The sequence below is a fragment of the Candidatus Eisenbacteria bacterium genome, from assembly GCA_016930695.1.
Classification (GTDB): Bacteria; Orphanbacterota; Orphanbacteria; order Orphanbacterales; family Orphanbacteraceae; genus JAFGGD01.
Window position 1 is genome coordinate 132,936 of sequence record JAFGGD010000030.1, and the last position, 21,343, is coordinate 154,278.

Consider the following 21,343-nt stretch of genomic DNA (forward strand, 5'->3'; position numbering starts at 1 on the left):
GTACAATGCCCCACGACATGGTCGATCTGCTTCTCATCGAACCCTATTTCGGCGGCTCGCACAGGCAGTTCGCCGAGGGGATCCGCCGCCACAGCCGGCATCACGTCCGCCTGGCGACCCTCCCGGGTCGCTACTGGCGATGGAGGATGCGCGGCTCGGCTCCCCTCTTCGAGGAGCGCCTGCGGAAATCGCCGGCGCCGGGCGTGATCCTCGCTTCCTCCATGTTCCCCCTCGCCGAGTTCCTCGGCCTCGCGCCTCCCCGTTTCCGGGAAGCGAAGACGATCCTCTACTTCCACGAGAACCAGCTCACCTATCCTCTACCCGAGGGGGAGAGGAGGGATCTGCACGCGGTGATGACCCAGATCAACGGCGCCCTCGCGGCGGACAGGATTCTCTTTAACTCGCGGCACCACCGCCGGGAGATGCTCGGAGCGCTCCCCGGGTTCCTGCGCGCCCTGCCGGATCACAAACCGCCGGGAGTGGCGGGACGGTTTCGGCGCTCTCGCGTGCTCCCCTTGGGCGTCGACTTCGAGTCGCTCGGCCCGCCGCCGCGGCGGAGGGAACGGAAAGGGGAGCCGATCCTCCTCTGGAACCACCGCTGGGAGCACGACAAGGGGAGGGAGGAGTTCGCCCTCCTCATTCGCCGTCTCCGGCGCCGAAAAGTCCCCTTCGGGCTGGTGGTGACCGGCGCCTCTCCGGGAACGCGGTCGGATCTCTTCGAGGAGCTGCCGCGGATCGCCGGCGACCGTCTCCGCCATGTGGGCTTCGCGCCGTCCCGCCGCGACTACGCCCGCCTCCTCGCCGGCGCGGACCTGGCGGTTTCCACTGCGCGTCACGAATTTTTCGGCGTCAGCGTTCTCGAGGCGATCCATATGGGCGCCTTTCCACTTCTCCCGGAAAGGCTCGCCTATCCGGAGATCCTCGATCCGGGCCGCCACCCCGAGTGCTATTACCGGAGCCGGGAAGAACTGTTCGACAGGGCGGAGGAACTGCTCACCGGCCCCCGACCGCCGGTGGAGCGATACCGGCGGGCGGCGGCGCGTTTCGCCTGGCCGCACCGAATCGGCGCTTTCGACCGTCTCTTCGAGGAGATCCTCGGGAGCTGAAAGCGACTCCTTGCCGGGCGGAGCCGGGACCGTTACATTCGTGCCGGGAGAGAAAACGGAGAGAGAAGACGGGAGCGCACGGGAGAGAGATGCCCATGCCGCAGACGGCGAAAACAATCGAGATCGACGCGAGCCCCTCGGCGGTTTGGGAAATCCTGACCCGTTTCGAAGGGTACGCGGAGTGGAATCCCTACTATCGCTGGGCCATCGGCGTCGCCGAAAAGGGGGCGGGGCTCAGGCTCTATGCGACGCCGGCGGGCCTCAGGCCCTTCACCTTCCGCCCGCGGGTGGTCTTCATCCGCCCGGAGCGGGAGATGCGCTGGACGGGTCCGATCCGTCCCTTCGGGCTTCTGCACGGAGAACAAACCTTTCGATTGGAACCGATCGGCTCTGAACAAACGAGGCTCACCCAGGAGATGCGGCTCCGCGGACCGCTCTTCCGGTTCGGAGGCAAGGATCTGGTGTCCCGAATCGGCGAGGGGATGGAGGCGATGAATCGGGCGATGCGCGTCGCTCTGGAAGGCGGAATCGGCGCGGGCCACGCGGGCGGGGAGACATGATCCGCGTCGACGTGCCGGGCGCCCCCCCGCTTTTGCTGGAGTACTTGGTGCTCGACTTCAACGGCACACTCGCCCGAGACGGCGTCCTTTCCGAGGGAGTCGCCGAGGCGCTCCGCGCCCTGTCGGAAAAGATCGAGATCCATGTGGTGACCGCCGACACCTTCGGCCGCGCGGCGGGCGAGTTGGAGGGGCTTCCCTGCCGCCTCCAGCTTCTCCCCGCGGGAGGGCAGGCGGAAGCGAAGAGGGCATATCTGCACGGCCTCGGAGCGGACCGCGCGGCGGCGATCGGTAACGGGCGAAACGACGCGCGCATGCTCGGAGAAGCGGCGCTCGGCATCTGCGTTCTCGGCCCGGAGGGGGCGGCCGGGGAAACGCTTCTCGCGGCGGATGCCGCGGTCGCCTCTCCGCTGGACGCGCTGGGACTCCTGATCGATCCCCTCCGCCTGGTCGCCACGCTCCGGGACTGAGCCCCACGCGCTCATCGCATCGAAATCCGTACCCGTTCCGCGCCGGATCGGTTATCTCTTCTAGGTGTACGAAGCGGCGTACGGTTCCGGAAAGGAGGAACGACGATGGGCCGGGTGATCACGGCGGCGGCTGCCGCCCTGCTTCTTCTCGTTTGTTTCCCCCACGCGCTCCGGGCACGCGGCGGCGAGGCGATTCCCCTCCCCGAGCCCGCCTTCCGGAATGGAGGGACCTTCTTCGAGACGCTCCGCGCGCGGCGCTCCGACCGCGACTTCCGCGTCGATCCGCTCCCGAGGCAGATCCTCGCGGACCTTCTCTGGTCGGCGGTCGGCGTCAATCGCCCCGAATCGGGCAAGCGCACGTCGCCGACGGCGATGGATCGCCGCGAGATCGACGTCTACGCCTCCCTCGCTGAAGGTTTATTCCTATATGATCCGGAGGCGCACGCCCTGATTCCGATCCTGGAGGAGGACATTCGCGACCTGACCGGCCGGCAGCCCTTCACCGGAGACGCCCCGCTGAACCTGATCTTCGTCGCCGACGACGAAAAGATGGGAGGGATGGGGGAGGAGGACCGGATTTTTTACGCCGCCGCCGACGCGGGCTTCGCCTCGCAAAACGTTTACCTCGCCTGCGCCGACCTCGGTCTCGTCACGGTGGTGCGCGCCTGGATCGATCGGGAGGCGCTCGCCGAGCGAATGGGACTCCCGCCGCACCGGAGGATCGTTCTCGCCCAAACCGTGGGATATCCCGCGGAGCCGGACCCACCGGAAGCGGAAACCGGAGAGGAGGAATGACCGTGAGAAGAAAGACTCTTTACCTGATCGCCGTTCTTCTGCTGACCGCCGCCGCGGCGCCGCCCGCATTCGGGCATTGCCAGATTCCCTGCGGCATCTACGACGACGACGCGCGTTTTTCTCTCCTCCGCGAGCACGTGACCACCATCGAGAAGTCGATGCAAGAGATCGAGCGGCTCTCCGGGGAGAAGAACCCGGACTGGAACCAGATCGTCCGCTGGGTGAACAACAAGGACCTTCATGCCGACGAACTTAGCGACATCGCCACCGATTACTTTCTCGCTCAGAGGGTGAAGCCCTTCGACGCCAAGAGGAGCGGTTACGCCGACTACGTGGCCGAGATCACGGCGCTCCACGAGATGGTCGTGCACGCCATGAAGGCGAAGCAGTCCATTGATCCCGGGATCTGCGAAGCGCTCCGCGAGAGGATCGACCGCTTCGAGAGGCTGTACAAGGGGGAAGGAACCGGCGAGGCGGAGGCGCGCTGAGGCCGGAAGGGGACGGGAGAACGGCGGGATGGAAATCCGCATCCTCTCCACCGAATCGATGGGGACCCGGGGGCTCTGCACCGTCGTGGAGACCCGGGACCGGAGAATCTTGATCGACCCGGGAATCGCCCTCGGCCGGGTGCGGCATTCTCTTCCCCCACACCCCTTCCAGATCGCCGTCGGCGCCGCGACCCGGAAGAAGATCCTCGCCGAGTTCCCCCTCGCCACGGATGTCGTCTTCAGCCATTACCACGGCGATCACATCCCTCTCGCCGACGCGAACCCCTATCAGCTTTCCTTGGACCGCGTCGCCCCGATGCTCCGGCGATGCGCCGTTTGGGGACCGGAGGCGGACGATCCCTCCGGACGCATGCAGGCGAGACACGAGGCGCTCCGCGCCGCCTGCGGCATGGATCTGAACGCCGCGCCCGACATGCGCGTCGGTCCGATCCGATTCTCCGGCCCGGTCCCGCACGGCCGGAACGCGGACCGTCTCGGTTCGGTCATGATGACCCGCGTCGAGGAGGACGGGTTCGTTTTCGTGCACGCCTCGGACGTGCAACTCCTGGACCGGAACACGGTGGAGAAGATCCTCGAGTGGAAACCGGACGTGGTCCTCGCCTCCGGGCCACCTCTCTACCGGTCCGGAACCGATCCGGGCCTCTCCTCGAGAGCCTGGGACAACGCCATTCTCCTCGCCGGCGCGGCGGGCGTGTTGGTGCTGGACCACCACCTGCTCCGATCCCCCGAGGGGGTGCGCTGGCTGGCGGTTCTCGCCACCCGCGCCGAGGGGCGGATCGTCACCGCCGCCGAGTTCATGGGACGGCCGCTGCGCTTCCTCGAGGCGTGGAGGGCCGAGCTCTACCGGGAAATGCCCGTGCCGGAGGGTTGGCACGAGGCGTACGCCCGAGGGGAGGCGAACACCGCCCCGTTTCATCGCTGGCGGGACTGGGAGGCGGGAAAAGAGGATGGCGAGGGCGAAGGCGGACCGGCCGGCGCGCCGGCGCCCCGGACCATCGAGCCCGAAGCCGGAAACGCCGGGAGAGGAGATGCATGAAACCGCAACTGTTCGCGCTCATCACCGCCGCGGCCTGGGGGATCGGCGGTTACTTCGAGAAGAAGGGCCTCCACCTGGGAAACCTCTCCCCGCAGATGGGGATCACGATCCGAACAGCCGTGGCGCTGGTGATTCTAGGCGTCGTCAGCGCCCCGCACTGGAAAACGATCCCCGCCGCGGGACCGCGCGCCCTCGCCTACATGGTGATCGGCGGCGGCGTGGTGGCGGGAGCGGGAGGGATGCTCGCTTTTTACGCCGCCATCAAGGGAGCCCCGCTCGGCCGTGTCATGCCGATCGCCTTCACCTCGCCCCTCTTCGGCGCCCTCCTCGGCGTAGTCCTGGGAGGCGAGACGGTGACCCTCAAGGGAGCGGTGGGCGCCCTCATGACCGTCGGAGGGATCGCGCTCCTGACCGTCGGTTGAACGGCTCCGGACCGCGCGCGGTCCGGAGAGACCGGAGGTCGATATGGACGATTCGATGATCCGGATCATCGGCGGCTGCCTGCAGGTGGAACTGGCGGCCAAGCGGGCGTACGAGGAGATCGCCTCGCTCACCGCCGACGCCGACTTGGTCCGATTCTGGCTCGGCATGGCCGCCGACGAGGAGGGTCACGCCTTATATTGGCGCAGGCTTTGGAGTGCGGCGGAGCAATGGGAGCTTCCCCCGATCTTCGACGATCCGGAGTCGACGCGCCGGGAAATCGAGCGGATTCTTCCGGAAGCGGAGGAACTCCTGGAGCGCTTCCGCGCGACGAGGGACACGGGCGCGGCCTTTCTTACCGCCTACCGTCTCGAGTTCCTCATGCTTCATCCCGCATTCCAGGCGCTCTTCCAAACGCTCCGCCCCGTAACGGGCGAGCCCGGTCCGATCGAATTGTACGAAGACCACATCAACGGGTTCGTGAAGATGCTCGTCCGCCACGCCGGCGGGAGCGCGGAGGGGAGGCTCCTCGCCGAAACGCTTTCGAGCCTCTGGAAGCGGAACCGGCAGCTTCTCTCCCTGGCGACCCGTGACCCTTTGACCGGTCTCTTCAACCGGCGCGCTTTCTCGTCGCTCAGCACGCAGCTCGCCTATCTGGCGGCGCGGAACCGGTCGCCTGTCGGCGTCCTCATGATCGACATCGACGACTTCAAGGAGATCAACGACGAGTGCGGGCACGCCGTGGGGGACGCGGTGCTGCAGGGAATGGCGACGATAATCCTGGAGAATCTGCGCGCCTCCGACGTCGTGGCGCGCTACGGCGGCGAGGAATTCGTCGTTTTCCTCCCCGAGACCGACCCCGGCGCGATCGCCGCTCTCGCGGAGAAGCTGCGCGCGCGGATCGAGGAGTCCCTTCCCGCCTGCCGCCGCGTCACGGTGAGCATCGGCGGCGCCGTGAGAGTGCTCGACGGAAACGTGGGGATCGATCTTCCGGCCCTGATCCGCCGGGCCGACGAGAACCTGTACCGCGCGAAACAGGCGGGGAAGAACCGGGCCGTCGTGGATAGCTGACCTCCCGGGCGCTCCGGAAAGGCGGCGCGGCCCGCTCGCCGCCGGCGATCCCCATGACAAAGCCCCCCCCCGTTGTTACCTTTCTACCGTGTGGATCGCACGCCACGCGGAACCGGGAGGAGAGAATGACCGCCGCCGATCGCGAAGACCGCCCGGGAGAAGCCGGACGCCTCCGCCTCGCCGTGCGCGGGCGCGTGCAGGGGGTGGGGTTCCGTCCTTGGGTGTATCGCCTCGCCGTCGAATGCGGTCTCGCCGGGCACGCGGGAAACGACAACGCCGGCGCCTTCGTCGAGATCGAGGGCGCGGCGGATGCGCGGGAACGCTTTCTGAATCGTTTGATGAGTGAAGCGCCTCCCCTCGTTCGGATCGCCTCGGTGGAGCGCCTCGCGATTCCGCCGAAGGGGGAGACGGGCTTCCGCATACTCCCGAGCGACGAGGCGGGCAGGCGGGAGGCGGAGATCACGCCGGACGCCGCGACCTGCGACGACTGCCTCCGCGAACTCTTCGATCCCGGAGACAGGCGCTACCGCTACCCGTTCACCAACTGCACCAACTGCGGACCCCGCTACTCCATCATCCGCGCCGTCCCCTACGACCGTCCCAACACGACCATGCGGGTCTTCCCGATGTGCGCCGAGTGCCGGCGCGAGTACGACGACCCCGGAGATCGCCGTTTCCACGCCCAGCCGAACGCCTGCCCGGTCTGCGGGCCCCGGGTGTGGATGACCGACGCCGCGGGGAATCCTCTCGAGAGGGACCCGGTCCGCGAGGCGGCGCGCTGGCTGAAGGAGGGGCGGATCGTCGCGATCAAGGGGATCGGCGGCTTCCATCTCGCGTGCCGCGCCGACGACGGCGAGGCGGTCCTCCGTCTCCGGAGGCGCAAGGCGCGGGAAGCGAAACCGCTCGCCGTGATGGTCGGCTCTCCGGACGAGGCGCGCCTCCAGGTTCGTCTCGGGCCGGCCGCGGAGCGCGCGCTCCTCTCCGCCGCGCGCCCGATCGTGCTCGCCCCGCGCACCCCCGAATCGACGACCGCGGAAGAGGTCGCGCCGGGGAACGCCGCCCTCGGCGTGATGCTCCCCTACACCCCTCTCCACGCGCTCCTCTTCGCGGAGGCGCTCCCGCCGCTCGTCATGACCAGCGGAAACCCGAGCGCCGAACCGCTCTCCTCCGGGAACGACGAAGCGCTCGACCGGCTCGGGGGAATCGCGGACGCTTTTCTCCTGAATGATCGCGACATCGAGCGACCCGTCGATGACTCGGTCGTCCTCGCGGCCGACGCGCCGGACCGTCCCGAGGGAATGGTCGTCCCGATCCGGCGCGCGCGGGGTTACGCGCCGTCGCCGATCCGGATCCGGCCGGCCGCGAAGCGCGCCGTGCTCGCGCTCGGGGCGGAGATGAAATCGACGATCTGCCTGCTCCGCGGTGAGGAGGCGGTGCTCAGCGAGCACCTGGGCGATCTGGACAATCCGGCGGCGTTCCGCAATTTTCTCGCCGCCATGGGTCGGCTCCGCGATCTCCTCCGCGTCGAGCCGGAGATCGTCGCCTATGACCCCCATCCGGAATACGCCGCCTCACGCCACGCCCGGAGTCTCGGCATCCCCCTGATCGCCGTCCAGCACCACCACGCCCACGTCGCGTCGCTCGCCGCGGAGCACGCCTTGGAAGGGCCGCTGCTCGGGATCGCCTGCGACGGCACCGGTTACGGCGACGACGGCACGATCTGGGGGTGCGAGATCCTGATCGCCGAAGGAGCCCGCTACGAGAGGGTCGGCCACCTCCGTCCCTTCCCGCTTCCCGGCGGGGACGCGGGAGCGCGGGAGACCTGGCGACCCGCCGCGGGGCTCCTCCGGGAGACCGCCGGCGAAACCTGGCGTCCGCTGCTCGAAGAAGCGGCGGGGGGACGCATCGATCCCGAGGCGCTCCGCCTCGTCGAAGCCCGCCTCCGCGACGGGGGCGACCGGATCGTTCGCACCTCGAGCCTCGGCCGTCTTTTCGACGCGGCCGCCTTCCTCGTCGGCGCGGCGGACCGGAACCGCTTCGAGGCGGAGGCGCCCATGGCGTTGGAGGCGCTCGCCGGTGAGCCGCGCCCCGTGGAGCCGCTCCCCTTTCTGGTCGCCCGAGGGGAGGGGGGGAAGTGGATCATCGACCCCGCCCCGCTGATCGACGCCCTGTTGGACGGGGCGCGTGGCGGCCGTTCCGCGGCGGAGGCGGCCGCCGCCTTTCACGAGACGATCGCCGCGGCCCTCGCCGAGGCCGCCCTGCGCGTCGCCGAGGAGCGCCGCCTCGACCGGATCGGTCTCACGGGCGGCTGCTTCGCCAACCGTTTTCTTCTCCTCCGCCTCAGGGAACGGTTGCGGGAAACGGGTCGGAAGGTGTATATCCATCAAGAGGTTCCGCCCGGAGACGGCGGAATCTCCCTTGGGCAGGCTTGGGTCGCCGCCGCGGCCGTTTAGGAGATGCAATCATGTGTTTGGCCGTACCGGGCCGCATTCTTGCCGTGCGGGAAGGCGCCGAGTCGGCGATCGGCCGGATCGCGACGATCGACTTCCAGGGGAGCCGCGTGGAGGCGTCCCTTGCGATGACGCCGGACGCCGCCGAGGGGGATTGGGTTCTGGTTCACGCCGGATTCGCCCTCACCGTGTTGGACGAGGAGGAGGCGCTGGAAACCTACGCGTCACTCCGGATCGCCCTGGGCGATGATCCGGCGCCCGAAGAGCCCGCCAACGATACCCGGGAACCGTGATGGACAAAGAGGGGATCCGCGGGATCGTCGACGAAATCGCCGCGCTCGCGTCCGGCTCCGACCGGATGAACCTGATGGAGGTGTGCGGCACCCACACGGTGAGCCTCTTCCGCACGGGCGCGAAGAGCCTCCTCCCCGAGACGGTCCGTCTGGTCAGCGGTCCCGGCTGCCCGGTCTGCGTCACATCCCAGGCCTACATCGACCTCGCCGGAGAACTCGCTCTCCGCCCGGACACCACGGTCTGCACCTACGGCGACATGGTCCGCGTCCCCGGGAGACGCGGCAGCTTGGAAGCGCTCCGCGCCGAGGGGGCGAAAGTGGCGGTGGTCTACTCCGCACGGGACGCCCTCGCCTATGCGCGCCGGAACCCGGAACGCCATGCGGTCTTTCTCGCCGTCGGCTTCGAGACCACCACGCCCGCCACCGCGGCGACCGTTCTCGAGGCGGAAAATGAAGGGCTAAAGAATTTCTACATCCTCGGCGGTCACAAGAGAATCATCCCGGCGATGCACACGCTCCTCTCCGCCGGCGAGGTCCCCATCGACGGGTTTCTCTGCCCGGGCCACGTCAGCGTCGTCATCGGCGCCGGCGCTTACGAGCCGATCGCTTCGCATTACCGGAAGCCCTGCGTCGTCGCCGGCTTCGAATTGGAAGGGATGCTCCGGGCGATTCTCCTCCTCGTCCGCCAGGCGGTCCGCTACGAGGCTCGGGTGGAGAACACCTACGGCGCCGCGGTAACGGTGGAAGGGAACCGGGCGGCGCGGGAGCTGACGGAGCGCGTCTTCGAGCCCTCGGACGCGGTCTGGCGCGCCATGGGTCGAATTCCCGAAAGCGGTCTCGATCTGCGCCCCGCCTACCGGCGCTACGACGCGATGGACCGCTTCGGTCTCTCCTTCGGATCGGAGGTGACCCCCCACGGCTGCCTCTGCGGAGAGGTGATCCAGGGGAAGGCGCTCCCGACCGAGTGCGCGCTCTTCAGGAAAAAGTGCACGCCTCGGGAGCCGGTCGGTCCCTGCATGGTGAGCATGGAGGGGACCTGCGCCGCCTGGTACAAATACGGACCGGCGCGCGCCGAAGGAGGGGGAAACCGATGAGCGGAGCGGGAAGGATCGTCATGGCCCACGGCGGCGGAGGCGAGGCGACCCGACTCCTCCTCGAGGAGCGGATCGTCTCCAAGCTGGGGAACCCGATTCTCGATCCGCTCACCGACGGCGCGGTGCTCCACCCGCCGGACGGTCCCATCTGTTTCACCACCGACAGCTACGTGGTCCGTCCCCTCGAGTTTCCCGGCGGCGACATCGGCCGTCTCGCCGTGTGCGGCACGGTGAACGACCTGGCGGTGATGGGCGCCCGCCCGCTGGCGCTCAGCCTGGGGCTCATTCTCGAGGAGGGGCTCCCCTTCGACCTGCTCGACCGGATCGTCGACGGCGTCGCGGCGGCGGCGGAAGAGGCGGGTGTGCCGATCGTCACGGGAGACACCAAGGTGATCGAGAGGCGGGGCGACGACGGGATGCTGATCAACACCGCCGGCGTCGGAACCCTGAGGGAGGACGCGCGGCTCGGCGCGGCGCGCGTCGAGCCCGGGGACGCGTTGCTGATCAGCGGCCGGATCGCCGAACACGGTCTCGCGGTCCTCTCCGTCCGTGAGAACCTCGCATTCGACACGGACATCCGAAGCGACGCGGCCCCCCTCTACGGTTTGGTCGACCGCCTCCTCGGGAGCGGCGCCGATGTCCGCTTCCTCCGCGACCCGACCCGAAGCGGCCTGGCGGGAGTGCTCGCCGACCTGGCCGAAGAGACCGGCTTCGCCCTGGAGGTGGAAGAGGAGGCGATCCCGATCACCGCGGCCGTGCTTCATACCGCCGACCTCCTCGGCCTCGATCCCCTCACCATCGCGAACGAGGGAAAGGTGGTCGCCGTCGTCGCCGGCGCCGACGCGCCGCGCGCCTTGGAGGCGCTCCGGTCGCACCCCCTCGGACGGCGTGCCGCGGTGATCGGGCGTGTGACCGAGAGCGAACCACCCCTTGTGGAGCTGCTTACTCGAGGCGGCGGAAGGCGGTTGGTGCAACGCCCCTACGGGGAAGACCTTCCACGGATCTGCTGATCCGGTTTCCCCCCCTCGTCTTTGTACCTCCGAACCCGGTAATGGTACAATCGGCGCTTCCGGTGGGGGAGAGCCTCCTCCGGAATGAGGAGCGGCACCGATGCACGAAATGTCGATCGCGGTGGAACTGATCGCCGGGCTGGAGCGCCTGGCGGTGGAGCATCGCATCCGCCGCTATGAGGAAGTGGTCGTCGCCGCCGGGGCGCTCCGAGGAGTCGTTCCCGAGGCGCTCGACATCGCTTTCGCCTGCGCCGCCGAAGGAACCCCGGCCGAGGGGGCGCGCCTGGTGCTGGAAACGGTTCCCGCCCTGGCGGTCTGCCGCGCCTGCGGCCACGTGTTCGCGCCGGCGGTGGACGATTATCTCTGCGACAGTTGCGGCGTCGCGGACGTGGAGATCCGCGAGGGAAACGACATCATTCTCCGGTCGGTGACCGGCGACGAAGAGGAAGAGAACGGAGACCCGTCCGATGAAAATTCAAGTCGTCAAAAGCGTACTGAAAGCGAATGACGCCGTCGCCATGGCGAACCGGGAGCGCCTGAGCCGCGCGGGCGTGCTGGCGGTGAACATCACGAGCGCGCCGGGGAGCGGAAAGACGGCCCTTCTGGAGAGAACCATCCCGGCGCTTCTGCCGGACCATCGTTCGGCGGTGATCGTAGGGGACCTGCAGACCACGCGGGACGCGGAGCGCCTCGGCGCCGTCGCCGAGCGGACGGTGCAGATCAACACCGAGGGGGGCTGCCATTTGCAGGCGACCCAGATCGCGCAGGCGCTGGAGGGGCTCGATCTTTCCGGGCTCGGCTTCCTTTTCATCGAGAATGTGGGGAACATGGTCTGTCCCGCCGGTTTCGACCTGGGGGAGCACGTGCGGGTGGCGATGCTCTCCACCCCGGAGGGTCCGGACAAGGTCGCCAAGTATCCGACCCTCTTCCAGCCGGCCGACGCGATCGTGCTCAACAAGACCGATCTCGCCCCCATGCTCGGTTTCGACGACGGGACGATTCGGGACGACCTCTCCCGGATCAACACGCGGGCGCCGCTCTTTCCCCTCTCCGCCGCGACCGGAGAGGGCTTCGAGGCGTGGCTCGGCTGGCTCCGGGAGAAGCGCGCCGGGAAGATCGCCTGACCCGCCGGCGGCGGCGACCGAGAAGGGGGGATTCGGGGCGAAGTTGAGATCTCGTCTCAAGTTGTAAACCGGTCCCGGCCGGCGTTGCCATTACGGGACCTTGTCGATAAAATGCGAGCGGCCAATACGTTGTTGGTTTCGGAACCGTCAAAGGATCCGACCGCGCCCGGGGCGCGGAATCGTTGCTGACTCGAAGAGAGATCGAGGGTTCAAGCATGAGTACCAATCACAAGGGAGCGGTCCGAGCAATCTGCGAGACCTACGGAAACGACCGTTCACGCATGATGGACATCGTCCGGGACGTACAGGCGGAGTTCGGGTGCGTGGACGGGGAGGCGATGAACGCGATCGCCTCGGCGGTCTCGGGGCATCGCGTGGAAGTGGAGAGCGTCGTGTCTTTCTACTCCTTTCTGTCGAACAAGCCGAAAGGGAAAGTAGTCATTCGGCTCTGTGACGACATCATCGATGAAATGAAGGGGAGCGGGGAGGTGGGCGACGCCTTCCGGAAAGAGCTCGGGATCGATTTCGGCGGGACCACGCCGGACGGCACGATCTCGCTCGAGTGGACCCCCTGCATCGGCATGTGCGACCAGGCGCCGGCGGCGCTGGTGAACGACACGGTCGTCACCGACCTCACCGGAGACAAGGCGCGCGCCATGGCGAAACAGCTGAAGGCGGATCCGAACCCGGCCAAACTGGTGAAGGAATTCGGCGACGGCAACAACGCCCACGACCTGGTGCGGGCGATGGTGGACAACAACATCCGCCAGAAGGGCGAGGTCATCTTCGCCGACATGGCCCCCGGCTCGGCGCTGGAGAAAGCCCTCGCCATGAGCCCCCAGGAAGTGATCCGCGACATGAAGACCTCCCGTCTCCGCGGCCGGGGAGGCGCCGGCTTCCCGACGGGTCTGAAGTGGGAGTTCACCCGGAACGCCCCCGGCGACAAACGCTACGTCCTCTGCAACGCCGACGAGGGAGAGCCGGGCACCTTCAAGGACCGCGTGATCCTCACGGAGAAGCCGGAGCTTCTGATCGAGGGGATCGCCATCGCCGGATACGCCATCGGCTCGGACACGGGGATCATCTATCTGCGCGGCGAGTACGCCTATCTCCGCCCGTTCCTCGAGAGCAAGCTGAGCGAGATGCGGGACAAGAAGCTCCTCGGCAAGAACATTCTGGGCAAGGGCTTCGACTTCGATATCCGTATTCAGATGGGCGCCGGCGCCTATGTGTGCGGTGAGGAGACGGCGCTGATCAGCAGTCTCGAGGGGCTGCGCGGCGACCCGAAGAACCGCCCGCCCTTCCCGGCGCAGAAGGGATACATGGCCCAACCCACGGTGGTGAACAACGTGGAGACCCTTTGCTGCGTCGCCCGCATCCTCGAGAAGGGTCCGGGCTGGTTCGCCAACATGGGATCCAAGGGAAGCCCGGGGACGAAGCTGCTCAGCATCTCCGGCGACGTGCGCCGGCCCGGCGTGTACGAGGTTCCCTTCGGCATCGGAATCAAGGAAATGCTGAAACTGTGCGGCGCCGAGGACGCCTCGGCCGCGCAGATCGGCGGCGCCAGCGGCACCATGGTCTCCCCCGACGGCTTCGGCCGGACCATTTGCTACGACGACGTCGCCACCGGCGGCGCGGTGATGGTCTTCGGTCCCCAGCGGGACATCCTCGATGTGGCCACCAAGTTTCTCGACTTCTTCATCGAGGAGAGCTGCGGCTACTGCACCCCCTGCCGGGTCGGCAACGTGCTCCTCAAGGAGCGAATGGAGAAGATCCTGGCCGGTAAGGGAGAGCCCTCCGACCTGGAATACCTGCGGGATCTCGGTGAGACGATCAAGGCGGCGAGCCGCTGCGGGCTCGGCCAGACCTCGGCCAACCCGGTCCTCACCACGCTGGCGAACTTCCGGGACGCCTACACGGGTCGCCTGAAGGAGGCGGTGGACGGCAAGCAGCCCTCCTTCGACATTCAGGCCGCGCTCAGCGACTCCAAGACGATCACCGGTCGAGCGTCCGTTCACTTCACGGAATAGGGGATAGTCATGAGCGATACGATCACCCTGACCATCGACGGCAAGGAGATCACCGCCAAGCGGGGACAGACGATTCTCCAGGCGGCGGACGCCGCGGGGATTTACATCCCCCGTCTCTGCGCCCACGACGATCTCTCCGCCCACGGGAGCTGCCGGGTCTGCACGGTGATGGTGAACGGCCGGCCCCAGGCCGCCTGCACCCAATCCGTGGCGGACGGCATGATCGTCGAAAACGAATCGGACCAGATTCGGAACATCCGGCGCAACCTGATCGACATGCTCTTCGTCGAGGGGAACCATTTCTGCATGTTCTGCGAGAAGAGCGGCAACTGCGAGTTGCAGGCGTTGGCCTATCGATTCGGGATCACCGCGCCGAAGTACCCCTACCTGTATCCCCAGAGGGAGCTCGACGCCTCCCATCCGGATATTTTCATCGACCGGAACCGCTGCATCCTCTGCGGCCGGTGCGTGCGCGCCTCCCGCGACGTGGACGGCAAGACGGTCTTCGAGTTCGTCGGCCGCGGCGCCGAGAAGCGGGTCGCCGTCAACGCGGAAGCGACCCTTCGGGACACCAAAATCGCATTGACCGACAAAGCGGTGGATGTCTGCCCCGTCGGCGCGATCATCATCAAGCGGGTCGGGTACAAGGTCCCGGTCGGCCAGCGGCTCTACGACCATGAGCCGATCGGTTCGAACATCGAAAAGGGCGCGAAGAAGGGATAGAGACCATGGCGAAACCGAAAGTAGCGACGACTTCCCTCTGTGGTTGCTTCGGCTGCCACATGTCCATCCTGGACATCGACGATCGAATCCTGAAGCTCGTCGAGCTGGTCGATTTCGATAAGTCGCCCATCGACGACATCAAGGAATTCACCGGACCCGTGGACATCGGCCTCATCGAGGGCGGATGCGCCAACGAGGAGAACGTGCGGGTGCTCCAGGATTTCCGGAAGCACTGCAAGATCCTCATCAGCGTGGGGGATTGCGCGATCAACGGCGGCATCCCCGCCATGCGCAACATGATCCCGCTCAAGGAGTGTCTCGAGGAGGCGTACCTGAACGGCCCGACGGTCCACAACCCCAGCGGCAAGATCCCCAACGACGTGGAGATCCCGCTGCTCCTGAACAAGGTCTATCCGGCCCACGAGGTCGTGAAGATCGATTATCACCTACCGGGGTGCCCTCCGCCTGCGGACACGATCTGGGAGGCCCTGGTGGCCCTCCTGAACAACAAACAGCTCGATCTACCCTACGAGCTAATCAAGTACGACTAGCGTCGGATGGAGAGTGTCATGGCTGGCGGATATAAAAAACGCGTGATCATCGAGCCGGTGACCCGTGTGGAGGGTCACGGAAAAGTCTCGATCTATCTGGACGAAAACAACAAGGTCAATCAGGCGCGGCTGCACATCGTCGAGTTCCGCGGTTTCGAGCGCTTCGTGCAGGGACGGCCCTTCTGGGAAGTGCCGGTCCTTGTGCAGCGGCTGTGCGGGATCTGCCCGGTCAGCCACCATCTCTGCGCCGCCAAGGCGATGGACAAGATCGTCGGCGTGGACAAGCTGACCCCCACGGGCGAAAAAATGCGTCGCCTGATGCATTACGGCCAAACCTTCCAGTCCCACGCGCTCCACTTCTTCCACCTCGCGTCGCCGGACCTGCTCTTCGGTTTCGACGCGCCGGTGGCGAAGAGGAACGTGATCGGCGTCGCCGCCGAGTATCCGGAGCTGGCGGTTCAGGGCGTGATGATGCGGAAGTACGGCCAGGAAGTGATCCGGGCCACGGCGGGGAAGAAGATCCACGGCACCGGCGCCATCCCCGGCGGCATCAACAAGAACCTCACCATCGCCGAGCGCGACGAATTCCTCGCGGACATCGACCAGATGCTCGAGTGGTGCCGCGGCGCGGTGAAGGTGGCCAAGGACTACACCGTGGAGAACCTGGAGAAGCTGGCCCCCTTCGGCAGCTTCGACTCGAACCACGTCTCCCTGGTCCGCGAAGACGGCTGCATGGACCTGTACGACGGCGTCCTCCGGGCGATCGACGCCCAAGGAAATATCATCTTCGACGGCATGGACCCGCAGGACTACCTGCAGTACATCGCCGAGGAGGTCAGGGACTGGTCGTACATGAAGTTCCCCTTCATCAAGTCCATCGGACCCGAGGACGGCTGGTACCGGGTCGGCCCGCTCGCGCGCGTCAACGCCTGCGATTTCATCGACACGCCGGAGGCGGAAGCGGCCCGCAAGGAGTTCATGGCGGTCACGAACGGGAAGCCGAACAACATCACCATGGCCTACCATTGGACCCGCATGATCGAGCTTCTGCACGCGGGGGAGAAGATCCAAGAGCTTCTCCACGACAAGGACCTGCAGGGGACCGATCTGGTGGCGAAGGGGAAGAGGCGTCCCGAGGCGGCGGCGATTCTCGAAGCGCCGCGGGGAACGTTGTTCCACCACTACCGGGTCAACGAGGACGACCAGGTCACCATGGCGAACCTGATCGTCTCGACGACCAACAACAACGAGCCCATGAACCGGGCGGTCCGAAAGGTGGCGGAGGACCACATTTCCGGCGTGCCGGAGATCACCGAAGGGCTGCTGAACCATATCGAAGTGGCGATCCGGGCCTACGATCCCTGCCTCTCCTGCGCGACCCACGCCCTCGGCAAGATGCCCTTGGAAGTGGTGCTTCGCGACGCGGAGGGGAAGGTGGTGGACCGGAAGAAGACCGCGTAGATGGAGAACGAGACCGGGGACGTCCTCCTGATCGGGTACGGAAACCCGGGCAGGCTGGACGACGGGCTGGGCCCCGCGTTGGCTCGGGAAATCGAGAAGCTCGACATTCCCGGCGTGAACGTGGATGCCGACTACCAGCTCAACGTGGAGGACGCGGCGGAGGCGGCCCGGCATCACACCGTCGTCTTCGCCGACGCCGACACGGGAGGCCCCGAACCGTTTTGGCTCAAGCGGATCGAACCGGCGGGGAGCGGCGTCTCCTTCAGCTCGCATAGCGTCGACCCCCGCGCGATTCTCGCCCTGGCCAGGGACCTCTTCGGCGCCGAGCCGGAGGCGTTCCTCCTCGGGATCCGCGGATACGAGTTCAACGGGTTCGGAGAGGGTCTGTCGGAAAGGGCCGAGGCCAACCTCGCCGCCGCCGCGAAGCACCTGGAAGAGGCGCTCCGGCGGGGGGCCATCGAGGAGATTCGACCCGAGGGGTGGGACCACTCCCGCCTCCGAACCGGAACCGAGAGCGAGGATGACCGATGAAAGACGGTAAGCACGTGATTCTCTGCATTGACGACGATCCGGACGTTCTCTCCTTTCTGCAGCTCGTGCTGGAAGCGGAGGGGTATGTTTTCGCGGGTGCGGATAGCGCCGAGCAGGGCCTTCGGGTCTACAAGGAGATCCACCCCGACCTGATCATCGTGGACCTGATGATGGAGGAAGTGGACGCGGGCACCGGTTTCGTCAAGGATATGCGCGTCCTGGGGAACAAAGCCCCGATCTACATGCTCAGCTCCGTCGGCGACAACCTGAGCATTTCCACCGATTACGAAGCCCTCGGCCTCGAGGGCGTGCTGCAGAAACCGGTCGCCAAGGAAAAGCTCCTTAAGATCCTGAAGACCAAACTCGGCTGAGAGGATTCGGAGAAATCAACAACGCCCTCGCCCCCCCGGGGGCGGGGGCGTTTCCTCGCCCCTCGCGAAGAGGCCGTTGACTTTAGCCTTGCCCGGAGGCGAAACTGTGCCGGTACGCGGGGAAAACGCGGGGCGTGAGATCCGTTATGACGATTCGCAAGGCGCTGATCACCGGCACCATTCTTCTCGCCGCAGTCTCTCCGGCGATTCTCGGCTTGATCGGCACCGTCAGCATCAGCCGCACCGTCTTCCGCGAGGCTCAGGACCGTGTGAACCACGACCTGGATCTGGTGTTCGCCCTTTATGACCAATCCCTCCAAAGCACGGCGCAGCAGCTTCTCGCACGAGTGACCGCTCTCGATCCCGCGAACCCGGGAGAGACTCTCCGCGAAACCCGGAAGGATCTGGAATTCGCCGTTCTCAACCTGTGCGATCCCGAGGGGAAGCCGATCGCCGGCGCCTATCCGGACCGGAGCGCCTCCGTCCCGGTGAACGAAGACCCGATCCTGCGGCGGGCCCTTTCCGGACGGGCGACATGGGGAACGGTCCTCCTCGACCCGGAACGGCTCCGGATCGAGGGGGGGGCCGCGCTGCGCAACCTGCAGGCGGTCGCCTCCGCCGGAGGGCGGGCGGGAGGCGGCACGGAATCGGCGCTCTTCCAGTGGTTCGCCGTCCCCATAGCGGACGACGAGGGGCGGGTGATCGCCCTCGCCTACGGCGGCCGCGCGCTCAACCACAACTATGCGCTGGTGGACAGCCTGCGGAGCATCGTGTTCGGCTCCGATCGCTTCAAGGGGAAACCGCTCGGCACGGTCACGGTCTTCCTGGACGGGGTCCGCGTCGCCACCAACGTGCAGGACCACGCCGGCCGTCGCGCCGTCGGCACCGAGGTCTCCGACGAGGTGCGCCGGGAAGTGCTGGAGGGGAACCGCCGCTGGCGCGCCCGCGCCTGGGTGGTCGATTCCTGGTATCTCTCCGGCTACGAACCGCTCCACGACCCGGACGGGCGGATCATCGGCATGCTCTACGTGGGACTTCTGGAAGAGCCCTACAACGAGATCCGGTCGTCGCTGGTGGCCCGCTTTCTCGCGCCGGTGGTTCTGGTTTTCGCACTCGGCCTGATCGTCACCTCCCTGGTGGTCCGACGGATCACGCGTCCCCTCGGTCTCCTCAAGGCGAACGCGGAACGAATCCGGCAGGGGGATTGGGAGGAGGAAATCCCCCGGGACAAGACCTTCTCGGAAATCGCCGACCTGTCCGACGTGTTCCGTCGCATGCAGGACGCGATACGGAAGAGGGACCAGTGGCTGCGGGAGCAGAATCGTTCCCTCTCGCAAACCACCGAGGAACTGCAAAGAGCGAACCGGAATTACATGAAGACCCTCGGCTTCGTCACCCACGAGCTGAAAAGCCCGCTGGCCAACATGCAGATGATGATCGACACGCTCGTGGGCGGCCTCGTGGGGGAGATCCCGGAAAAGGCGCGCCACTCCCTCGTTCGGATCAAGCGGAACTGCGAAGAGCTGCAGGATATGGTGAAGAATTATCTCGACATGTCCCGCGCCGACCGGGGGGAGATGACGCTGAACAAGGCGCGCATCGACTTTCGCGAGGAGGTGGTCCTCCCCTGCATCGAGATGAGCGATTCCATGTTCCTCTCCCGAAACGTCGCCTTGGAGACGGACTGTCCCGACACGCTCCCCGTCGTCGCCGATCCGGAACTGATGAAGATCGCCCTCGGCAACTTCCTCTCCAACGCGGCCAAGTACGGCCGCGAGGGGGGGAAGGCGCGGCTGGAAGTGCGCGTCGAGGAGGAACGGGTGACCGTCTGCGTGTGGAACGAGGGGAGCGGATTCACCGAGGAGGAAGGGAAGACCCTCTTCCGGCGCTTCACCCGCCTCAGGAACGACGCCACCCGCGGCCGGCGCGGGAGCGGCCTCGGCCTCTACCTGTGCAAGGAGGTTCTCCAACTGCACAGGGGAGAGGTATGGGCCGAATCGAAGGAAGGGGAGTGGGCCCGCTTCTGCCTTCGCTTCCCCGTCGGCTAGGAGCAGAGCCCTCCCGGGATGGACGGCGCGCGCGAAGGGGCGTATCCTTTTTTTGTCCGGCGGCGTCGGCGCCTCGAATTTTCCGTCCCCCCGCGCACGCGAACGCTTCCCCCGGCGGAGTTCCGAAGAGGGCGCGGCGCGCCCCTCGGTGAAATGCCATGAATCGATTATCCATAAAAGAATTCGTCGAGAAGCGGATCCGCCCGGAACAGGTTCATCGCTATCTGGACGGCGGCCGGGACTTCATCGACGACGACGCGATACGCGCCGCCCTGGCGAGGCGCGACGAGCCGGACCGCGCCCGCCTGCGCGACATCCTGGACCGTTCCCTCGCCGTGGAGACGCTCGGTATCGAGGAGACGGCGGCGCTCCTCCGGGCGCGCGACCCGGAGGCGGTCGCCGAGATGGAGGACGCGGCGGCCCGCGTGAAGCGGAAGGTGTACGACAACCGGATCGTCGTTTTCGCGCCGCTCTACCTCGGCACCCGATGCGTGAACGATTGCCTCTACTGCGGGTTTCGCCGCGGCAACGCGGCGATGAAGCGCGGGGTTCTCTCCCGGGAACGTCTGATCCGCGAGGTGGAGGAGCTGGCCGGACGGATCGGTCACAAACGGCTGATCGTGGTCTACGGCGAACACCCGGAGACGGACACCGGCTACATCGCGGAAACGCTGGAGACGATCTACGCCGTCCGCGCCGCCGCGCCGGGGGGAGGCGAGGGGCGAATCCGCCGGGCCAATGTGAACGCCGCGCCCCTCCCGGTCGAGGACCTCGAGAGGCTGCGCGAGACGGGAATCGGCACGTATCAGGTCTTTCAGGAGACCTACGACCGCGAGGTCTACCGGCGGGTGCATCCCGCCGGGACGATCAAGCATGATTTCGCGTGGCGCCTCACCTGCATGCACAGGGCGCTGGACGCCGGCGTGGACGACGTGGGGATCGGCGCGCTCTTCGGCCTGGCGGACTGGCGCTTCGAAACGCTCGGCCTGGTGGCGCACGCGCGCGAACTGGAAACACGCTTCGGCGTCGGGCCGCACACGATCTCCTTCCCCCGCCTCGAGCCGGCGCAGAACTCGGCGCTTCCCCTCTCGGAGCGGAAAGAGACGGCGGACGCCGACTTCCGGCGTCTGGTGACGGTCCTCCGGCTCGCCGTCCCCCACGCGGGCATGATCCTGACCGCCCGCGAGCCGGCGAGGATCCGCCGGGAACTGATTCCGCTCGGAATCACCCAAATCGACGCCCAATCCCGGATCGGTCTCGGCGCCTACAGCGAACGGCCCGACGTGGAGGAGGAGGACAGGCAGCAGTTTCACCTGAACGACGGGCGCACCCTGGAGGAGGTGATCCGTGAGCTGGCGGATGCGGGGATCATCACCAGTTTCTGCACCGCCGGATATCGGTGCGGGCGAACGGGGAAACGGATCATGGATCTCCTCCGGAGCGGGAAGGAGGGGCGCTTTTGCAAGCTGAACGCCATCCTCACCTTCCGGGAATGGCTCCTCGATTTCGCCGGCGGGGAAACGCGGCGCGCCGGCGAAGCGCTGATCGAGCGGGAGACGGAAGAGGTGCGCCGGCGCATGCCCGAGTATCTCGGACCGCTCCTCGAATACGACGGGAGAATCCGCGACGGCGAGCGGGACCTTTATTTCTGAACCACTTCAAGACGATCCGCGCGGATCGAGGACGGTCGGCA

22 protein-coding genes are annotated in these 21,343 nt (G+C 66.9%); all 22 read left to right on the forward strand.

The window, feature by feature from the left end; all coding sequences use genetic code 11:
- Positions 1-5: 5 nt before the first annotated feature.
- The 22 genes from JW958_06070 (at position 6) to hydG (ending at position 21,302) form a co-directional block, all read left to right on the forward strand.
- Positions 6-1,106: a DUF3524 domain-containing protein gene (locus JW958_06070; protein MBN1825814.1), complete on the forward strand. Its 1,101-nt coding sequence runs from the start codon at positions 6-8 to the stop codon at positions 1,104-1,106.
- 95 nt (positions 1,107-1,201) lie between these two features.
- On the forward strand, positions 1,202-1,666 hold the full coding sequence (locus JW958_06075; GenBank protein ID MBN1825815.1) for an SRPBCC domain-containing protein: 465 nt from the start codon (positions 1,202-1,204) through the stop codon (positions 1,664-1,666).
- Positions 1,663-2,133, forward strand: coding sequence for an ATPase P (locus tag JW958_06080; GenBank protein ID MBN1825816.1), 471 nt, complete (start codon positions 1,663-1,665; stop codon positions 2,131-2,133). The genes JW958_06075 and JW958_06080 overlap by 4 nt, the downstream gene beginning before the upstream one ends.
- A 105-nt stretch (positions 2,134-2,238) precedes the next feature.
- The gene (locus JW958_06085) at positions 2,239-2,928 is read left to right on the forward strand and encodes a SagB/ThcOx family dehydrogenase (GenBank protein ID MBN1825817.1); all 690 of its coding nucleotides are present in this window, start codon (positions 2,239-2,241) and stop codon (positions 2,926-2,928) included.
- The gene (locus JW958_06090) at positions 2,925-3,416 is read left to right on the forward strand and encodes a superoxide dismutase (protein MBN1825818.1); all 492 of its coding nucleotides are present in this window, start codon (positions 2,925-2,927) and stop codon (positions 3,414-3,416) included. Before JW958_06085 ends, JW958_06090 begins: the two co-directional genes overlap by 4 nt.
- A gap of 28 nt (positions 3,417-3,444) precedes the next feature.
- Positions 3,445-4,473 (forward strand): MBL fold metallo-hydrolase, encoded by a 1,029-nt coding sequence (locus JW958_06095; GenBank protein ID MBN1825819.1) that lies wholly within the window; start codon positions 3,445-3,447, stop codon positions 4,471-4,473.
- Positions 4,470-4,895: an EamA family transporter gene (locus tag JW958_06100; protein MBN1825820.1), complete on the forward strand. Its 426-nt coding sequence runs from the start codon at positions 4,470-4,472 to the stop codon at positions 4,893-4,895. Before JW958_06095 ends, JW958_06100 begins: the two co-directional genes overlap by 4 nt.
- A gap of 43 nt (positions 4,896-4,938) precedes the next feature.
- Positions 4,939-5,964: a diguanylate cyclase gene (locus JW958_06105; GenBank protein ID MBN1825821.1), complete on the forward strand. Its 1,026-nt coding sequence runs from the start codon at positions 4,939-4,941 to the stop codon at positions 5,962-5,964.
- 125 nt (positions 5,965-6,089) lie between these two features.
- The gene (gene hypF / locus JW958_06110; protein MBN1825822.1) at positions 6,090-8,417 is read left to right on the forward strand and encodes a carbamoyltransferase HypF; all 2,328 of its coding nucleotides are present in this window, start codon (positions 6,090-6,092) and stop codon (positions 8,415-8,417) included.
- A gap of 11 nt (positions 8,418-8,428) precedes the next feature.
- Positions 8,429-8,707 carry a HypC/HybG/HupF family hydrogenase formation chaperone gene (locus JW958_06115; GenBank protein ID MBN1825823.1) on the forward strand — a complete coding sequence of 93 codons (279 nt, stop codon included), beginning with the start codon at positions 8,429-8,431 and terminating at the stop codon, positions 8,705-8,707.
- The gene (hypD, locus tag JW958_06120; protein ID MBN1825824.1) at positions 8,707-9,801 is read left to right on the forward strand and encodes a hydrogenase formation protein HypD; all 1,095 of its coding nucleotides are present in this window, start codon (positions 8,707-8,709) and stop codon (positions 9,799-9,801) included. The genes JW958_06115 and hypD overlap by 1 nt, the downstream gene beginning before the upstream one ends.
- Positions 9,798-10,811, forward strand: a complete 1,014-nt coding sequence (gene hypE, locus JW958_06125) for a hydrogenase expression/formation protein HypE (GenBank protein MBN1825825.1) — start codon at positions 9,798-9,800, stop codon at positions 10,809-10,811. The genes hypD and hypE overlap by 4 nt, the downstream gene beginning before the upstream one ends.
- A 100-nt stretch (positions 10,812-10,911) precedes the next feature.
- Positions 10,912-11,319: a hydrogenase maturation nickel metallochaperone HypA gene (locus tag JW958_06130; protein ID MBN1825826.1), complete on the forward strand. Its 408-nt coding sequence runs from the start codon at positions 10,912-10,914 to the stop codon at positions 11,317-11,319.
- Entirely contained in the window at positions 11,279-11,935 is a 657-nt protein-coding gene (gene hypB, locus JW958_06135; GenBank protein ID MBN1825827.1) for a hydrogenase nickel incorporation protein HypB, read from the forward strand. Before JW958_06130 ends, hypB begins: the two co-directional genes overlap by 41 nt.
- 215 nt (positions 11,936-12,150) lie before the next feature.
- Positions 12,151-13,965, forward strand: a complete 1,815-nt coding sequence (locus tag JW958_06140) for an NAD(P)H-dependent oxidoreductase subunit E (protein MBN1825828.1) — start codon at positions 12,151-12,153, stop codon at positions 13,963-13,965.
- 9 nt (positions 13,966-13,974) lie between these two features.
- Positions 13,975-14,688 carry a (2Fe-2S)-binding protein gene (locus JW958_06145; GenBank protein MBN1825829.1) on the forward strand — a complete coding sequence of 238 codons (714 nt, stop codon included), beginning with the start codon at positions 13,975-13,977 and terminating at the stop codon, positions 14,686-14,688.
- 5 nt (positions 14,689-14,693) lie between these two features.
- Complete coding sequence (locus JW958_06150) at positions 14,694-15,239, forward strand: NADP oxidoreductase (protein ID MBN1825830.1); 546 nt, start codon at positions 14,694-14,696, stop codon at positions 15,237-15,239.
- Positions 15,240-15,257: 18 nt separating this feature from the next.
- Entirely contained in the window at positions 15,258-16,700 is a 1,443-nt protein-coding gene (locus tag JW958_06155; protein MBN1825831.1) for a Ni/Fe hydrogenase subunit alpha, read from the forward strand.
- Positions 16,701-17,231, forward strand: a complete 531-nt coding sequence (locus JW958_06160) for a hydrogenase maturation protease (GenBank protein MBN1825832.1) — start codon at positions 16,701-16,703, stop codon at positions 17,229-17,231.
- Positions 17,228-17,602, forward strand: a complete 375-nt coding sequence (locus JW958_06165; GenBank protein MBN1825833.1) for a response regulator — start codon at positions 17,228-17,230, stop codon at positions 17,600-17,602. Before JW958_06160 ends, JW958_06165 begins: the two co-directional genes overlap by 4 nt.
- A gap of 146 nt (positions 17,603-17,748) precedes the next feature.
- Positions 17,749-19,650: a cache domain-containing protein gene (locus tag JW958_06170; GenBank protein ID MBN1825834.1), complete on the forward strand. Its 1,902-nt coding sequence runs from the start codon at positions 17,749-17,751 to the stop codon at positions 19,648-19,650.
- 158 nt (positions 19,651-19,808) lie between these two features.
- Positions 19,809-21,302 (forward strand): [FeFe] hydrogenase H-cluster radical SAM maturase HydG, encoded by a 1,494-nt coding sequence (gene hydG / locus JW958_06175; protein ID MBN1825835.1) that lies wholly within the window; start codon positions 19,809-19,811, stop codon positions 21,300-21,302.
- Positions 21,303-21,343 lie beyond the last annotated feature (41 nt).

Coding starts and splice junctions, on each gene's coding strand:
- JW958_06070 (MBN1825814.1), top strand. CDS start 6: ATGCCCCACGACATGGTCGATCTGCTTCTCATCGAACCCTATTTCGGC.
- JW958_06075 (MBN1825815.1), top strand. CDS start 1,202: ATGCCGCAGACGGCGAAAACAATCGAGATCGACGCGAGCCCCTCGGCG.
- JW958_06080 (MBN1825816.1), top strand. CDS start 1,663: ATGATCCGCGTCGACGTGCCGGGCGCCCCCCCGCTTTTGCTGGAGTAC.
- JW958_06085 (MBN1825817.1), top strand. CDS start 2,239: ATGGGCCGGGTGATCACGGCGGCGGCTGCCGCCCTGCTTCTTCTCGTT.
- JW958_06090 (MBN1825818.1), top strand. CDS start 2,925: ATGACCGTGAGAAGAAAGACTCTTTACCTGATCGCCGTTCTTCTGCTG.
- JW958_06095 (MBN1825819.1), top strand. CDS start 3,445: ATGGAAATCCGCATCCTCTCCACCGAATCGATGGGGACCCGGGGGCTC.
- JW958_06100 (MBN1825820.1), top strand. CDS start 4,470: ATGAAACCGCAACTGTTCGCGCTCATCACCGCCGCGGCCTGGGGGATC.
- JW958_06105 (MBN1825821.1), top strand. CDS start 4,939: ATGGACGATTCGATGATCCGGATCATCGGCGGCTGCCTGCAGGTGGAA.
- hypF (MBN1825822.1), top strand. CDS start 6,090: ATGACCGCCGCCGATCGCGAAGACCGCCCGGGAGAAGCCGGACGCCTC.
- JW958_06115 (MBN1825823.1), top strand. CDS start 8,429: ATGTGTTTGGCCGTACCGGGCCGCATTCTTGCCGTGCGGGAAGGCGCC.
- hypD (MBN1825824.1), top strand. CDS start 8,707: ATGGACAAAGAGGGGATCCGCGGGATCGTCGACGAAATCGCCGCGCTC.
- hypE (MBN1825825.1), top strand. CDS start 9,798: ATGAGCGGAGCGGGAAGGATCGTCATGGCCCACGGCGGCGGAGGCGAG.
- JW958_06130 (MBN1825826.1), top strand. CDS start 10,912: ATGCACGAAATGTCGATCGCGGTGGAACTGATCGCCGGGCTGGAGCGC.
- hypB (MBN1825827.1), top strand. CDS start 11,279: ATGAAAATTCAAGTCGTCAAAAGCGTACTGAAAGCGAATGACGCCGTC.
- JW958_06140 (MBN1825828.1), top strand. CDS start 12,151: ATGAGTACCAATCACAAGGGAGCGGTCCGAGCAATCTGCGAGACCTAC.
- JW958_06145 (MBN1825829.1), top strand. CDS start 13,975: ATGAGCGATACGATCACCCTGACCATCGACGGCAAGGAGATCACCGCC.
- JW958_06150 (MBN1825830.1), top strand. CDS start 14,694: ATGGCGAAACCGAAAGTAGCGACGACTTCCCTCTGTGGTTGCTTCGGC.
- JW958_06155 (MBN1825831.1), top strand. CDS start 15,258: ATGGCTGGCGGATATAAAAAACGCGTGATCATCGAGCCGGTGACCCGT.
- JW958_06160 (MBN1825832.1), top strand. CDS start 16,701: ATGGAGAACGAGACCGGGGACGTCCTCCTGATCGGGTACGGAAACCCG.
- JW958_06165 (MBN1825833.1), top strand. CDS start 17,228: ATGAAAGACGGTAAGCACGTGATTCTCTGCATTGACGACGATCCGGAC.
- JW958_06170 (MBN1825834.1), top strand. CDS start 17,749: ATGACGATTCGCAAGGCGCTGATCACCGGCACCATTCTTCTCGCCGCA.
- hydG (MBN1825835.1), top strand. CDS start 19,809: ATGAATCGATTATCCATAAAAGAATTCGTCGAGAAGCGGATCCGCCCG.